The sequence below is a fragment of the Salinivibrio sp. PR6 genome (genome assembly GCF_001995955.1).
GTDB lineage: Bacteria > Pseudomonadota > Gammaproteobacteria > Enterobacterales > Vibrionaceae > Salinivibrio > Salinivibrio siamensis.
Window position 1 is genome coordinate 139,035 of record NZ_MUFA01000007.1, and the last position, 14,287, is coordinate 153,321.

Genomic DNA, 14,287 nt, shown 5'->3' on the forward strand with positions numbered 1-14,287 from the left:
TGGCAATAGAAGTATGTCTTTATTGTAAATAACTGATATAAAAGTGTTTATTGTGGTTTTCTTGATGAATAATATCTATTCGCAATTATGCCATTTTGTTAAATAATTATTAAATAAAAGGCGAATTCGAGTAGATATTCTAGCTTTGATGATGAATAAAGAAGGGTGCGTTATATGCTTTCTCTTTCATAGCAAAAAGCACTGTCAATTGATGTAATAAAATAACAAATGATATTCGCAAAGCTGTGAACAGGACAATCACGCGTTCTATCAAAACTGTGGCAGAATACGTCGCCGGTAAGGTAGGGCGTGAATACGATCAAGGACAGTAATAAGGCAGACAGGAGTGGCATGGCGTTTTTTAGTTTTAGCTTGGTTTTCGTGTTAGGCGCTTTGCTTGGCTACGGTTGGCGCGCGCGTCGAGCGACACTGGCGTTATCCGATTGGCGGGTTTACATGGCCGGGTTAGACACGCCACATGCGATTGTCACGGCCGATGATGGTGATATCTTGTATGCCAATGCACCTTGTGTGGAGTCTTTTTCGCTGGTAGGTAGCCACAACCGGTTTAAAACCGCCAATGAAAAACAACAGCAAGCGGTGCGCGCTTTTATTGTGGCGCAGCGTTGGCCTCAGCCATTTTCTAATGTTGAAGCCAAAGTCAGAGCCCCGGGCGCGAATCGGGTGCGGGTTGAGGTGACCTTATCTGGCTTGCCGATCCGCTGTCGCGGCAAGCGTGCCTGGCTCATTTCATTTTCTGCCTCTGAGTCCAACACGCAATGGCACCTGCAGCAACAAGAACAAGGTGTGCTTTTAAGCGTGATTAATTCCTTGGCGGAGCTCGTATGCTTTCAAGATGTTGAGGGAAACGTGGTGGGTACGAACGCCGCCTTTGACCGCTTCTGGCAGGGCCGAGAGCAGGAAGCAGTGCTTTGGCAAGCCGGTGAGCCGCTTTCCGAGCCGCGAACAGTACGTACCTGGGCGACACAACATCATGATCAGAGCTGCTTATTGGAAACGAATATCACAACGCTTAAAAATGATAAGCAGGAAGTGATAGGCACATTGAGTATTAGCCATGATGTGACCAATTGGCACCAGATGCAGGAGCGGTTACAAAAAGAAGCACAACAGCGTCACTCGGTTGAGCAAGTGCTGGAGCAGCGAAGTAACTTGCTCAGTGCGATTTTCCAAGCGAGTGTCGACCCTATCGGTATTTTTGATCAAGACTATTATCACTTGGCGTGTAATCAAGCGTATGCCGATGCGCTTGGCACCACCATTGAAGCGCTCGAGAATGCACCGGCGCAATATGTGGTAGATCCGGAGATATTTGATCAACACAAAGCGCGTGATAAACAGGTGCTAGAAACGGGTGGAACCATTACCTATGAAGATGTCATTTTAACGGATACGGGTGAGCAAACTTGGTATGAGGTGACCAAGTCACGCATTCAAGATCCGGTCACGTTGGCACCGGCTGTGCTGCTGATGGCACGAGATATCACCGAACGGAAAGAGACACAACAACAGTTAGCCGATGCCATCATGGCACTGCAGGAGCTCAGCTTTGTTGATAGCCTTACTCAAGTGGCTAACCGACGCAGTCTTGACGAGCAATTGAGCACGCTGTGGCGTTCACACGCCAGAGAGCAGACCCCCCTGGCGTTTATTCTTTGCGATATAGATCATTTTAAGCTTTACAACGATCACTATGGTCACCAGCAGGGTGACTGGGCCTTACAGCAAGTGGCCAAGGCGCTAAAATCGTCCGTTCATCGCCCGATGGATATGGTTGCCCGTTATGGGGGGGAAGAATTTGCGATTGTCTTACCACAGACAGGGCTAAACGGCGCGATGGATGTGGCTGAACGGGCGAGGCAAGCGATATTAGCGGCGAACATCGAACACTTGGACGCGGCATCCACCCAGCAACTGACGATGAGCCTGGGGGCGGCGTGTATGATCCCAGCGCCGGATCAAGATTATGGCGATTTGGTACAATGCGCGGATCGTGCGTTATATCAAGCCAAGCGACATGGCCGCAATCGTGTGAGTGTGCTGCAAGGTGCCTCTCATTCTCGCCCATCAAACAAGCAACGAGCCTCGGTGGCTGAATCAATTCACTTCGAATCTGGCGGTTAATAAGCCTATATGAAACAACTTAAAGTCCTTGCCCAATATTACGTCGACTTGCTGGTCAAGTTAGGCATAGTGCGCTTTAGCATGCTACTGGCTTTGGCGCTCGTGGCGCTCGCGGTAGTGGTGCAAGTGGGGATTACCTTAGTCCTTGAGGGCACGGTTCAAAATATTGATATCATTCGCTCGGTTTTCTTTGGACTGGTGATCACGCCGTGGGCGGTTTATTTTTTGTCGGTGGTGGTTGATCAACTGGAGGAGTCTCGTCAGCGGTTATCAAAACTGGTTTCTAAGCTGGAAGAAATGCGTGCGCGTGATATGCGCCTTAACCGCCAACTCACCGAAAATATTGAGCAACTCAACTCGGAAATAGAAGAGCGTGAGAAAGCGGAGAGTGCGCGGCAGCAGGCGATTAAAGATCTTGAAAATGAAGTTTATCAGCGTGAAAAAGCGCAGTTGGAGCTGGCGGAGCAAACCGCCTTACTCCGCTCTTTCATTGATGCTTCCCCGGATTTGATTTATTACCGCAACGCTGATGGTCAGTTCTCGGGTTGTAACCGAGCGATGGAAGAGCTAACCGGTTATGACGAGAAAACGCTCAAAGGGCTGACACCTTGGGACGTTTATCGCGAAGATATCGCTGAAAAAGTGGTCGAAACCGACCAGCAAGTGTTTGACGCCAATGTGTCGATAACCTACGAGCAATGGCTTGAATATCAAGACGGGCGTAAAGCCTATTTTGAATTGCGCAAAGTGCCTTTCTTTGCCCGAGATGGGCGGCACCTTGGACTGCTTGGTTTTGGGCGAGAAATTACCGAGCGTAAGCGCTACCAAGATGCGCTGGAAAAAGCGAGCCGAGAAAAAACAGCGTTTATTTCCACCATTAGTCATGAATTGCGCACCCCGCTTAACGGGATTGTTGGCCTAAGCCGCATGTTGCTGGAGTCAAACTTGGATGATAAGCAACGTAATTATCTGCGGACGATTTATGTCAGTGCGATCACTTTGGGAAATATTTTTAACGACATCATCGATTTAGACAAATCTGATCGCAAACGTCTTTCTCTGCATCCCACCAGTGTGGATTTAAATGAATTTGTTACCGAAATCGACAATATTTCAGGGTTGATGGCCGAGCAAAAGGGCTTACGTTTTGAACTTGAGCGAGTGACCGAACTCCCTGACTATGTGGCGGTTGATACGACGAGGCTGCGGCAAATCCTATGGAATCTCGTCGGTAATGCGGTCAAATTTACCAAGCAAGGCTGTGTGATCATTACAGTCAGCGCGGAAGTGGACGGTGACCAAGTCCATTTATGCTTTGACGTTGAAGACAGTGGTATCGGGATCCCCGCGGATGAACAAGACAAGATTTTTGCCATGTATTACCAAGTTAAACAGGCAGGGGAAAACCTACATGCCGTTGGGACAGGTATTGGCTTGGCGGTATCGCGCAAATTGGCCCGTTTGATGGGGGGGGATATTACCCTCGACAGTGAAGAGGGCGAGGGGAGTACCTTTACGGTTACCGTCAAGGTGCCATTGAGTGAGCCTGGAGAAGACGAAACACCGGCACTCACCCCAGTGGAAAGCAGGCTGCGTATTTTATTGGTGGAGGATATTGAGCTCAATATTACTGTTGCTACCAGCTTGCTTGAGAGTTTGGGGCACCAGGTGACCGTCGCTCGCGATGGGCAGTCGGCGTTAGATGTGTTCTCGCCAGACGCGTTTGATCTGGCGCTGCTCGACATTCAACTGCCCGATATGACCGGTTTTGATATCGCGGCTACTTGGCGAGAGCAGTATGCGCAACTGCCACCTTTAGTTGCGCTGACCGCCAATGTTATTAATGACAAAAATAGCTATCTTGCCAACGGAATGGACGATGCGATCAGCAAACCCATTAGTGTGAGTGCGCTTAACCAGGTGATTGAGCAGTATGCTTTGTCATCAAACATGGTGACAGACGTCGAGAGTGTGAATGAGCCCGCGCCGAGCCGTCCTATCGCGAATGAACAAGCAGAGCGGTTACTCGATATGGATATGCTCACTGGGTATGTGGAGTTAGTGGGTATAGACCCTGTGAAACAAAGCATTGAGATGTTTGAGTCAACCATGCCAGAGTACATCGCCATCCTCGACTCGAATATGACGGCACGAGATCAAGAAGGCATTGTTTCTGAAGCGCACAAAATTAAGGGCGCTGCAGGATCGGTGGGACTCAAGCATATTCAAAAAGTGGCGCAAAAAGCACAGTCACCCGACCTCCCCGCGTGGTGGGAAAACATTGCGGATTGGATTGATGAAATCAAAGATGGTTATCAGCACGATCTGGATGTGCTCAAAGCATGGTTAGACGAGCAAGCGTAGCGCTTCTGGCTGGCGAGCCCACTGAGAAACCAGCAAGCGACAAAGAGAAAAAAGGCGCCTTAATCGGCGCCTTTTTCTTGAGTTCGACACGCAGTCATTAAACCATGCACTGTCTCTCAACGACTCTTTATTGCTCTTCGATTTCACCGCAGAAGCGATAACCTTCACCATGAATGGTCGCAATGATCTCTGGTGTGTCATTGTGCGATTCGAAATGTTTACGGATCCGGCGGATCGTGACATCCACGGTACGATCGTGCGGCTTAAGTTCACGACCCGTCATTTTCTTAAGCAGCTCAGCACGCGTCTGAATTTTGCCTGGGTTTTCACAGAAGTGAAGCAGGGCGCGGAACTCAGAGCGAGGCAGCTTAAAGGTTTCCCCTTCTGGGTTAATGAGCGAGCGACTGTTGATGTCGAGTGTCCAACCGTTAAAGACATACACGTCGACGTTACGCTTTTCTTCGCTGTCGTTGACACTGCTCATGGCACGTGTGAGCAGGTTACGCGCACGGATAGTCAGTTCGCGTGGGTTGAATGGTTTGGTAATGTAGTCGTCGGCACCGATTTCGAGCCCGAGAATCTTGTCGACTTCATTGTCACGCCCAGTGAGGAACATCAGCGCCATGTCACCTTGTTCACGCAATTCGCGCGCGAGCAACAAGCCGTTTTTACCTGGCAAGTTAATATCCATGATCACTAAGTGAACATGATGGTTAGACAGGACTTGATGCATTTCGTCGCCATCGCTGGCTTCAAACACATTGTAACCTTCCGCTTCAAAGATACTTTTCAGCGTGTTACGTGTGACCTGTTCATCTTCTACAATCAGAATTTGCGGGGTTTGCATTGGCGATACCTAATATCTAAATAGAATCCGGTTGCACTTCACAGTCTAGACCGTCTAGCCTGTGAAAAAAATTTACAAAAATGCGAGGAGTGTCTACCGCGAACCTCGCAACTAACATATGGCACGCCATCCATAGAGAAGTGTTCGTCGATGCTAGACAACGCACCGTGAGTTCCAGCTTAAGACGGGGCGTGGCAGTATGAGTGCACCACCAAGCCAATCACTCTGATATCCATTAATTATCGCCAATTGTATTCATTTAACAGCACGCTAACAATATATTAGGATAAGGGTTGATGATTTTTTTCATCCTTTATTGACCCCAATCAAAAGCATGTTAAATGTCAGTTAGCGACGCGTTTTAACTTAACTTTCTGAATAATGACGCATAATTAGTCACTAAGCATAGTATGCGTTACGAGTAGGTGTAAACAATGTGTGATCCTGATAACCAGCAAGAATTGTGGAAAACTTACCAATCTATCGCGTTTCACGCTCCTCAAGCGCCAGATGCCGAAGCATTTGCTATTCTTACCGCATTTAATCCGCGTAGCCAACCTTTATCTGAGAAAGAGAATCAATCGCGTAATGCTCAGCTTGAAAGTGCAATGACACAACAAGGGATACGCTATTGGCCAATGAATGGTGGGGCGCCGGATGGGAGTTGGTATGAGCCGGGTTTTGCGGTTGCTTTGGATAAGCACGAAGCCATGTTATTGGCGCAACAATGGCAACAAAATGCCATCTATTGGGTAGAGAATGATAGTTTATGGTTGTTGCCTGTTTTGATGGATGCGTTCACACCGCAATCACTGAACGTGCGTTTTTCATCCTTGTTCACGGCAGCCACACATTAACTCTTTCCCTCAACGAAAAAGGAGAAAGGCATCATGGACGATAAATTGCCGGACTTATGTGACAGCCACCCGGAGGCGGTGCAATGGATCCCACTGCAGTGGCAGGACTATGGGGCCCAGTGCTGCTTTGAAGGCCGAGTTCGTACAGTACGTTGCTATCACGATAATTCCAAAGTGAAGGCGATGCTGGCTACCCCAGGTGAGGGCCAGGTGCTGGTAGTGGATGGCTCTGGTGCGATGGATAGAGCCTTGCTGGGCGATCTTATCGCACAAAGCGCTGTTGATAATGGGTGGGCAGGCGTCGTCATCGTTGGGCCGGTTCGCGATACGGCGACGCTAGCGACCTTGCCGATCGGTATTAAGGCACTGGGTGTCTGTCCAATTAAAACGCAAAAACGCGATCAGGGCGATGTGGATGTTGCGTTAGCGTTAAACGGCGTATCTGTGAGAGCAGGTGATTATCTGTATGCCGATCAAAATGGCGTGATTGTGTGTGCAGAGCCACTGGTCAGTTAATCTGGGCGGCGGGTTAAAAGTGCAATCCAACCCCGAGTTGATAAATCGATTCGGGGGAGGTTTCGGGACGAAACTCGACATCTAGCCCGGCATTCACATCAATCGACTCACTCAACTGGTAGCGACTGCTGACGCCCCACTGATCGATCAGGGTATCGTCATTATCGCGGCTAATTTGGCTCGAAAGACGCAGCTTGTCGGTAAAACGGTACTCAATCCCGCTTAACAACCCTTGTTGCGTGGTGTGTTGGTCGTTTTCGCTTTTCAGTTGCGTGCCCATATAAACAGATACATTACTGAGTGGGTAACGATAGCCTGACTGAATGGTCCAACTGTCAAAACCTTGTGTGGCCGATGGGATAGACTGAATAAAGAAGTGATCAGCTGTCCCAGCTGGCAGCGTTTGCCAAGTTAACGGTTGGCCCCACGCAGGCGCTGCCACAGCTTGTAAGACGAGGGTCAACAGTCCTAGTTGTTTTATACTCAAATCCTGTGCCTCATTGTTCTTTTTAGGCTTAGCTCAGTCTTAGAAGACGCTGATGCGTTGCGATCAGTGTAGACAAAAAATAGATACTACTGCCGAATTTTGTCTCTCTCCTCACACGTGCCGATAAAGGTCGATAGACTAAGATGCCAATATATTGACGGTTTGCCACTTTATTGGCGCAAAAAGGCGGTAAATCGCCAGTGTGCGGTTAACACATGATGACTGAGCAAATATTAGGCCGTTTTTGGTGAGAGCGTCGCGTGTCCTAACCGGTTTTCTTCACTGTAGGGACGCACATCATGAAAATGCCCGGCCTTTACCTGGCTTTGCAGTTGCTGCCAGTAACCAGCTTCGAACAGCTCTGGGTGGAGGCGATCAAACTCGTCGGCAACGGTACGATTAACCAGTAAAAATGTGCGAAATTCTTCTGGGAATACGTCATTTTCGCCCACGCTGTACCAAGGCTCTGCAGCCAGTTCATCTTCTGGGTAGCGAGGTGGCGGAATATGGCGAAAGTTTACCTCAGTGAGATACGCTATTTCATCGTAATCATAGAAAATGACCCGATTGTGACGACTGACCCCAAAGTTTTTAAACAGCATATCGCCGGCAAAGATGTTGGCGGCGGCTAATTCTTTGAGTGCATCGCCATATTCTTGTACGGCTTGGGTGATCGCGTCCGGCTCGGCTTTTTCGAGATAAATATTTAACGGGATCATGCGCCTTTCCATGTAGAGATGGCGAATGCGCACTTCGTTGTCGGTGACGTTAACGCAGGAGGGGGCAACCTCGAGGAGTTCATCAATTAAGGCGTCACTAAAGCGGTCACGGGGAAAAATAAAGTTACGGTATTCTTGGGTATCGGCCATGCGTCCAACCCGATCGTGTTCTTTAACCAGGCGGTACTTTTCCCTTACTTGGGCGTGGGTCATTTGCTTTTGCGGGGCAAACTTGTCTTTGATGATCTTAAACACAAACCCATAGGAAGGCAGAGTAAATACTGACATCACCATTCCTTTGACCCCAGGCGCGATATCAAACAAGTCATCCGAGTTATCCAGGTGGTAAAGAAACTCACGGTATAACTCGGTTTTTCCGTGCTTTTGGCAGCCGATSGCGGTGTAGAGCTCKGCGGGCGTTTTGTTGGGCATCAGCTGGTTAAGGAAGTCCACCAACGCCGCCGGCACAGGGGCGTAGACCATGAAGTACGAGCGGGCAAAACCAAACACGATGCTGACATCATCACTGTCGGTAATACAGGCGTCGATGTACAGCTCCCCTTGCTCGGAGATCGCGAGCGGCAGCACCAAAGGCCGGCGCTGGTTAGCCATATCGAGTCGGCCGATAAGGTAAGCGCCTTTATTACGGAAAAAAGGCTGACGAACCATTTCGAGGGTAAAGCTCATGGTAAGTTGCGGGCCAAACCGCGCTTGGAGTATTTGTGTCACACGTTTGAGATCGCCGCTTTTATCCCGCCAAGGTAGGGTAAACGGGGTGCTATCGAGCATCCGCTCTAAGGTGGCGTAAATGCCGGCTTGCGATTGGAAGCGTCTTAATAAAGGGGTTGGATATTTGGGGATCCGCCCCCCTTGGGAGCTTTGCACGAACAGCTTATCGCGACGGATATTGCGGTGTTCAAAGATCCGGCAATACACAGAGTTAAAGAAACTCTCAGCGATATCGTAACGCGGGTAATCATCAAGCAAGGTGACATAAGCCGCTTTGACTGCCATCAAAAAGGAGCGTGTGGCGTGCGCTTTGCCGAGCATGGCTCCTAGTTGTTGACTGACCAAACCAACATGATGGTCGTAGAACTGGATACGCGTTTTAAGCGCTTGTTGAACACTTTTCCAGTCTTGTTGCTCAAAGCGCTCCTGCGCACCGGAGGTGACATCGAGAAACCGGCCATACATAGCATCCGAGCCTTGTAGTATGGTATTGGCGACTAACTGGGCCATCGCTTCTTGGGTCATTCGCGCTCCTTGCGATCTGGTTGCTCCCTTGTTCAAGCTCGCAGAGTTTTGTTGAAAAAGCAATCAGGATAACTTTTTTGTTGACCTAAGCAACATGATTCGATACACCTAGAGAGAATCAAACAAAACAAATGATATACGCAACACACATGCAACTAACGATCAGCACCCAGACCACCACAACCACCATTATTATTACTGGCACATCATGTGTTGGTGCGGGCTGATACGCACAGAATTTCCAAAAAAGCCCGTACCTTCCCAGGTACGGGCTTTTTTTTATCTTAAAAGAGAGGTCCCAAACGGATGCGAGTTTTAAAATTTGGTGGCACGTCGCTGGCCGATGCTGAGCGCTTCAGTCGCGCTGCCGATATCATTGTCAGTAACCAGGGGCAGAGCGAGGTGTCTGCCGTGTTATCCGCCCCAGCGAAGGTGACAAACATCCTCGTTTCAGTGGTTGAGAACACGGTCAAACATGGTGAAGCGGAATTGCCGCTTAAAGAGCTAGAGCAGCTTTTCGTCGGCTTGTTTCATGGCCTAGCGGAGCGTCAACCCAACCTCGATACCCAGCCACTTTTCGATAAATTAACGCGCAGTCTCGGCCAGCTTCGCCAATATGTGCATGGCATGAGCTTATTGGGCTTATGCCCAGATAGCACCTATGCACGTGTCGTCAGTAAAGGTGAGCGTTTGTCGGTCGCAGCGATGCATGCTCTACTCGAGGCGCGTGGGTATGCAGTGTTCGACATTGACCCGGTGGAATACTTTGCCGCGTCGGGCAGTCACTTAAGTGCTGAAGTCGACATCGAAGTCTCATCGCAACGCTTCAAACAATCGCCCATCCCGGCGAAACACATTGGTCTAATGCCAGGGTTTATGGCGGGGAATGAAAATGGCGAGCTGGTGACCCTAGGACGGAATGGCTCAGACTACTCTGCCGCGGTACTCGCAGCGTGTGTACGTGCCGAGTGTTGCGAGATTTGGACAGATGTCGATGGGGTGTACAACTGTGACCCTCGCCTCGTACCGGATGCGCGCTTGCTAAAATCGCTGAGCTATCAAGAAGCGATGGAGCTGTCTTACTTTGGCGCGAAAGTGTTACACCCCAAAACCATCGCACCGATTGCGCGCTTTCATATCCCTTGTTTAATTAAAAACGCGGCGAACCCGCAAGCAGAAGGCACCTTAATTGGTGAGGATAGCGGGGAGGACAAGCTTGCGATTAAGGGCATCACTACCTTAAGCGATTTGAGCATGGTCAACCTATCAGGCCCGGGTATGAAAGGCATGGTAGGGATGGCATCACGCGTATTTGGTGCGATGTCATCGGCGGGGGTGTCGATTGTGTTGATTACCCAATCCTCTTCTGAGTACAGCATCAGTTTTTGTATTCAAAGCCAGGACAAAGAAAAAGCCGACAAGGTGCTGAGTAATCATTTTGAGCTTGAACTGAAAGATGGTCTGCTTGAGCCTGTCGAGTTTATGGATAATTTGTCGATTGTCTCTTTGGTGGGCGATGGCATGCGCACATCGAAAGGTGTTGCCTCGCGCTTTTTCACCTCGTTGGCAGAAGTCAATGTCAATATCGTTGCGATTGCTCAAGGTTCATCGGAACGCGCTATTTCTGCGGTGGTGCCTTCAGAGCGAGTCTCTGAGGCGGTTAAAGCCTGTCATGAGAACTTATTTAATAGCCAGCATCATTTGGATGTGTTTATCGTCGGTGTCGGTGGTGTGGGGGGGGAGCTGATTGAGCAAATCCGCCGCCAACAAGCCAAGCTCCAGCAACAAGGCATTGTGATGCGGGTCTGTGGCTTAGCGAACAGCAAAGGGATGTGGCTTAACAGCCAAGGCATTGATCTAAATAGCTGGCGTGATGAACTCCCCAACCACCTGTCTACGTTCAGCTTAGCGGGGATGATCCAGCTAGTTCAGCGTAATCATATCATTAACCCTGTGTTGATCGATTGCACCGCTGATCAACAGGTCGCCGATCAATATGCTGATTTCTTGCGTGCAGGCTTTCACGTGATTACCCCTAATAAGAAAGCCAATACCAGCAGCATGGCTTACTATCACCAGTTGCGTCAGGCGGCCCGCGCGACGCACCGCAAATTTATGTATGAGACTACAGTGGGCGCAGGCCTGCCGGTAATTGAAAACCTACAAAACTTGATTGCGGCAGGGGATGAGCTGTCACGCTTTTCTGGGATCTTATCGGGATCGCTTTCCGACATTTTCGGCAAGTTAGATGACGGCGCCAGCTTTAGTGAGGCGACCAAGATCGCGCGTGAAAACGGTTTTACTGAGCCGGATCCGCGTGACGATCTATCGGGCATGGACGTGGCACGTAAGCTGTTGATTCTGGCACGTGAAGCTGGCATGGAGCTTGAGCTTGATGATGTTGAGGTCGAACCTGCGCTTCCGCCTGGCTTTGATCAGTCCGGTGATGTGGAAACCTTTATGGCGCGTTTGCCGCAAGCCGATGAATATTTTAAACAATGGTCCGAGGCTGCCGCCAAAGAAGGCAAAGTATTGCGCTATATTGGTGGTATCGAAGAAGGACGCTGTTTCGTCAAAATCCAAGCGGTATCTGACGATGACCCCATGAACAAAATCAAAGAGGGTGAGAACGCATTGGCTTTTTATAGCCGGTACTATCAGCCGATTCCTTTGGTGCTGCGAGGCTATGGCGCGGGAACCGCAGTGACCGCCGCCGGGGTGTTTGCGGACTTAATGCGTACACTGGGTTGGAAGTTAGGAGTCTAGTTATGGCAGTCCGTGTTTATGCACCTGCATCGATTGGTAATGTCAGTGTGGGATTTGATGTCTTAGGGGCAGCGGTGAGTCCTGTCGACGGCAGTTTATTGGGCGATGTGGTGGAAGTGGCAGACGGTGGAAACCACGCTTTTTCATTGCGCTGCCAAGGCCGCTTTATCGATAAGCTACCCGCTAATCAGCAGGATAATATCGTTTATCAGGCGTACTTGGCCTATGCCGAGGCGCTTAAAAGCCATGACTTGGCGGTGAAACCCGTTGCCATGGTGCTTGAAAAGAATATGCCGATTGGGTCAGGACTTGGCTCCAGTGCATGCTCGATTGTCGCCGCGCTCGAAGCGTTGAATCGCTTTCATGACCATGCGCTCGATGAGACTCGCATGTTAGCGCTGATGGGAGAAATGGAAGCGTCCATCTCCGGTAGCTTACATTATGACAATGTCGCGCCTTGTTATCTTGGTGGCGTGCAGCTCATGCTGGAAAGCCAAGGGGTGATCAGTCAAGCGGTGCCACACTTTGAAAACTGGTATTGGGTGATGGCGTATCCGGGCATCAAGGTGTCGACGGCAGAAGCACGCACCATCTTGCCCGCCCAGTATCGCCGGCAAGATGTGATCGCCCATGGGCGCTATCTCGGCGGCTTTATTCATGCGTGTCACACGCAACAGCCTAAGCTCGCGGCGAGTTTAATTTGCGATGTGATTGCTGAACCGTACCGACAAAAACTGCTGCCGGGGTTTGTTGAAGCGCGCGAGTATGCCGCCAGTTGTGGCGCATTGGCGACGGGGATTTCCGGTTCAGGGCCAACCCTATTTAGCATTTGTGACGATAGACAGGTGGCAGAGCGTGTCGCGCAATGGTTACGCGAGCACTATATACAAAATGATGATGGCTTTGTTCATGTATGTCGCATTGATGGACAGGGCGCGAAAGAAATAGGAAGTCAGGCATGAAGCTTTATAACATCAAAGATCACAGTGAAACCGTGTCATTCTCTCAGGCGGTCCAGCAAGGTTTAGGTCGTGGCCAAGGGCTCTTTTTTCCCGAGAGCTTGCCCCACTTCGAGGACATTGAGGCATTACTGGCCATGCCTTTGGTGGCGCGCAGTAGCGAAATTTTATCTGCATTAATTGGCGATGAGCTGCCTAAACAGCAAGTGAGTGAACTGGTTAAAAACGCATTTAGCTTTGCTGCACCGCTTACCCAGGTGAAAGATAATATTCACGCGCTAGAGCTTTTCCATGGCCCGACGCTCGCCTTTAAAGACTTTGGTGGCCGTTTTATGGCGCAGTCGCTGGCAGCGGTCTCTGATGGCAAAAAGATCACCATCCTCACGGCAACATCTGGGGATACCGGGGCGGCTGTTGCCCATGCGTTCTACGGTATTGATAATATCGATGTCGTCATCTTGTACCCGAAAGGCAAAATCAGCCCGCTGCAGGAAAAACTCTTTTGCACACTCGGCGGCAATATCCATACGGTCGCGATTAATGGCACCTTTGACGATTGTCAAAGCTTGGTCAAGCAAGCCTTTGATGATAGCGAGCTTCGTCAGGCCATTGGTCTTAACTCGGCTAACTCCATCAACATTAGCCGCTTAATGGCCCAGATTTGTTACTACTTCGAGGCGGTGGCGCAGCTCCCTCCGCATAAACGCGATCAGGTGGTGATATCGGTGCCAAGTGGTAACTTTGGTAACCTCACGGCCGGTTTGCTTGCTAAAGCGATGGGGCTGCCGATTAAGCGCTTTATTGCGGGTACCAATGCCAATGACACGGTACCGCGCTATTTGGACTCGGGGGAATGGTCTCCGCAGCAAACGGTCGCCACCTTATCCAATGCCATGGACGTGAGTCAGCCTAACAACTGGCCACGTATCGAAGAGCTTTTCCGCCGAGAGCAGTGGACGTTGAGTGAACTTGCCTCAGGGCGTGCTGACGATGAGGAAACGGCTGAGAGCTTAAAATCGCTCTCTCACGCGGGCTATTTGTGTGAACCGCATGGTGCGATTGCTTACCGTCTGCTGGCTGAGCAGCTTGAACCAGGAGAAGAGGGGATCTTCTTGTGCACCGCCCACCCGGCGAAATTTAAAGAGTCGGTGGATGCCATTTTGGATAAAGATATCCCCCTGCCTGGGCCGCTCGCGAAACACGCGAAAATGACGCTGCTTTCTCGTGAGCAAGAGGCGGATTTCCAAGTGCTACGAGACTACCTATTAGACATTAATGGCTAACGGGTAGAAGCAACGCACTCCAGCCTATGCCTGAAAAAAAACAGCCCGCGATAGCGGGCTGTTTCAGTGTAAGCGCTCTTGCGAAAAGCA

The 14,287-nt window shown here is 50.0% G+C and carries 10 protein-coding genes and 1 other annotated feature; of the genes, 7 read left to right on the forward strand and 3 right to left on the reverse strand.

The window, feature by feature from the left end; all coding sequences use genetic code 11:
- The first annotated feature begins 351 nt into the window (after positions 1-351).
- Together BZG72_RS07900 and arcB are read left to right on the forward strand one after the other, a co-directional pair.
- A complete protein-coding gene (locus BZG72_RS07900) occupies positions 352-2,145 on the forward strand; it encodes a GGDEF domain-containing protein (protein ID WP_077578958.1) in 1,794 nt (597 codons plus the stop codon).
- Positions 2,146-2,154: 9 nt separating this feature from the next.
- On the forward strand, positions 2,155-4,509 hold the full coding sequence (arcB, locus tag BZG72_RS07905; protein ID WP_077666504.1) for an aerobic respiration two-component sensor histidine kinase ArcB: 2,355 nt from the start codon (positions 2,155-2,157) through the stop codon (positions 4,507-4,509).
- 127 nt (positions 4,510-4,636) lie between these two features.
- Here the strand turns inward: arcB and arcA are convergent, their stop codons facing one another.
- Entirely contained in the window at positions 4,637-5,356 is a 720-nt protein-coding gene (gene arcA / locus BZG72_RS07910; RefSeq protein ID WP_046074051.1) for a two-component system response regulator ArcA, read from the reverse strand.
- Positions 5,357-5,790: 434 nt separating this feature from the next.
- Here arcA and BZG72_RS07915 point away from each other — a divergent pair, with 434 nt between their 5' ends.
- Both BZG72_RS07915 and BZG72_RS07920 read left to right on the forward strand, forming a co-directional pair.
- A complete protein-coding gene (locus BZG72_RS07915; RefSeq protein WP_077666505.1) occupies positions 5,791-6,213 on the forward strand; it encodes a DUF3293 domain-containing protein in 423 nt (140 codons plus the stop codon).
- Positions 6,214-6,246: 33 nt separating this feature from the next.
- The gene (locus tag BZG72_RS07920; RefSeq protein ID WP_077666506.1) at positions 6,247-6,729 is read left to right on the forward strand and encodes a putative 4-hydroxy-4-methyl-2-oxoglutarate aldolase; all 483 of its coding nucleotides are present in this window, start codon (positions 6,247-6,249) and stop codon (positions 6,727-6,729) included.
- 13 nt (positions 6,730-6,742) lie between these two features.
- On the opposite strand, the gene BZG72_RS07925 is transcribed toward BZG72_RS07920, so the two are convergent.
- The gene (locus BZG72_RS07925) at positions 6,743-7,216 is read right to left on the reverse strand and encodes a hypothetical protein (RefSeq protein ID WP_077666507.1); all 474 of its coding nucleotides are present in this window, start codon (positions 7,214-7,216) and stop codon (positions 6,743-6,745) included.
- Positions 7,217-7,449: 233 nt separating this feature from the next.
- The gene (gene aceK / locus BZG72_RS07930) at positions 7,450-9,189 is read right to left on the reverse strand and encodes a bifunctional isocitrate dehydrogenase kinase/phosphatase (RefSeq protein ID WP_046074055.1); all 1,740 of its coding nucleotides are present in this window, start codon (positions 9,187-9,189) and stop codon (positions 7,450-7,452) included.
- A gap of 165 nt (positions 9,190-9,354) precedes the next feature.
- Positions 9,355-9,471: a sequence feature (Thr leader region), on the forward strand.
- Between the two features lie 24 nt (positions 9,472-9,495).
- On the opposite strand from aceK, the gene thrA reads away from it, so the two are divergent.
- Genes thrA through thrC form a run of 3 tightly spaced genes read left to right on the forward strand, consistent with a single transcriptional unit; the run spans position 9,496 to position 14,197 of the window.
- Positions 9,496-11,955: a bifunctional aspartate kinase/homoserine dehydrogenase I gene (thrA, locus tag BZG72_RS07935; protein ID WP_077666508.1), complete on the forward strand. Its 2,460-nt coding sequence runs from the start codon at positions 9,496-9,498 to the stop codon at positions 11,953-11,955.
- A gap of 2 nt (positions 11,956-11,957) precedes the next feature.
- Entirely contained in the window at positions 11,958-12,917 is a 960-nt protein-coding gene (gene thrB / locus BZG72_RS07940) for a homoserine kinase (RefSeq protein ID WP_077666509.1), read from the forward strand.
- Positions 12,914-14,197, forward strand: a complete 1,284-nt coding sequence (thrC, locus tag BZG72_RS07945) for a threonine synthase (RefSeq protein ID WP_046074058.1) — start codon at positions 12,914-12,916, stop codon at positions 14,195-14,197. The genes thrB and thrC overlap by 4 nt, the downstream gene beginning before the upstream one ends.
- Positions 14,198-14,287: the final 90 nt, after the last annotated feature.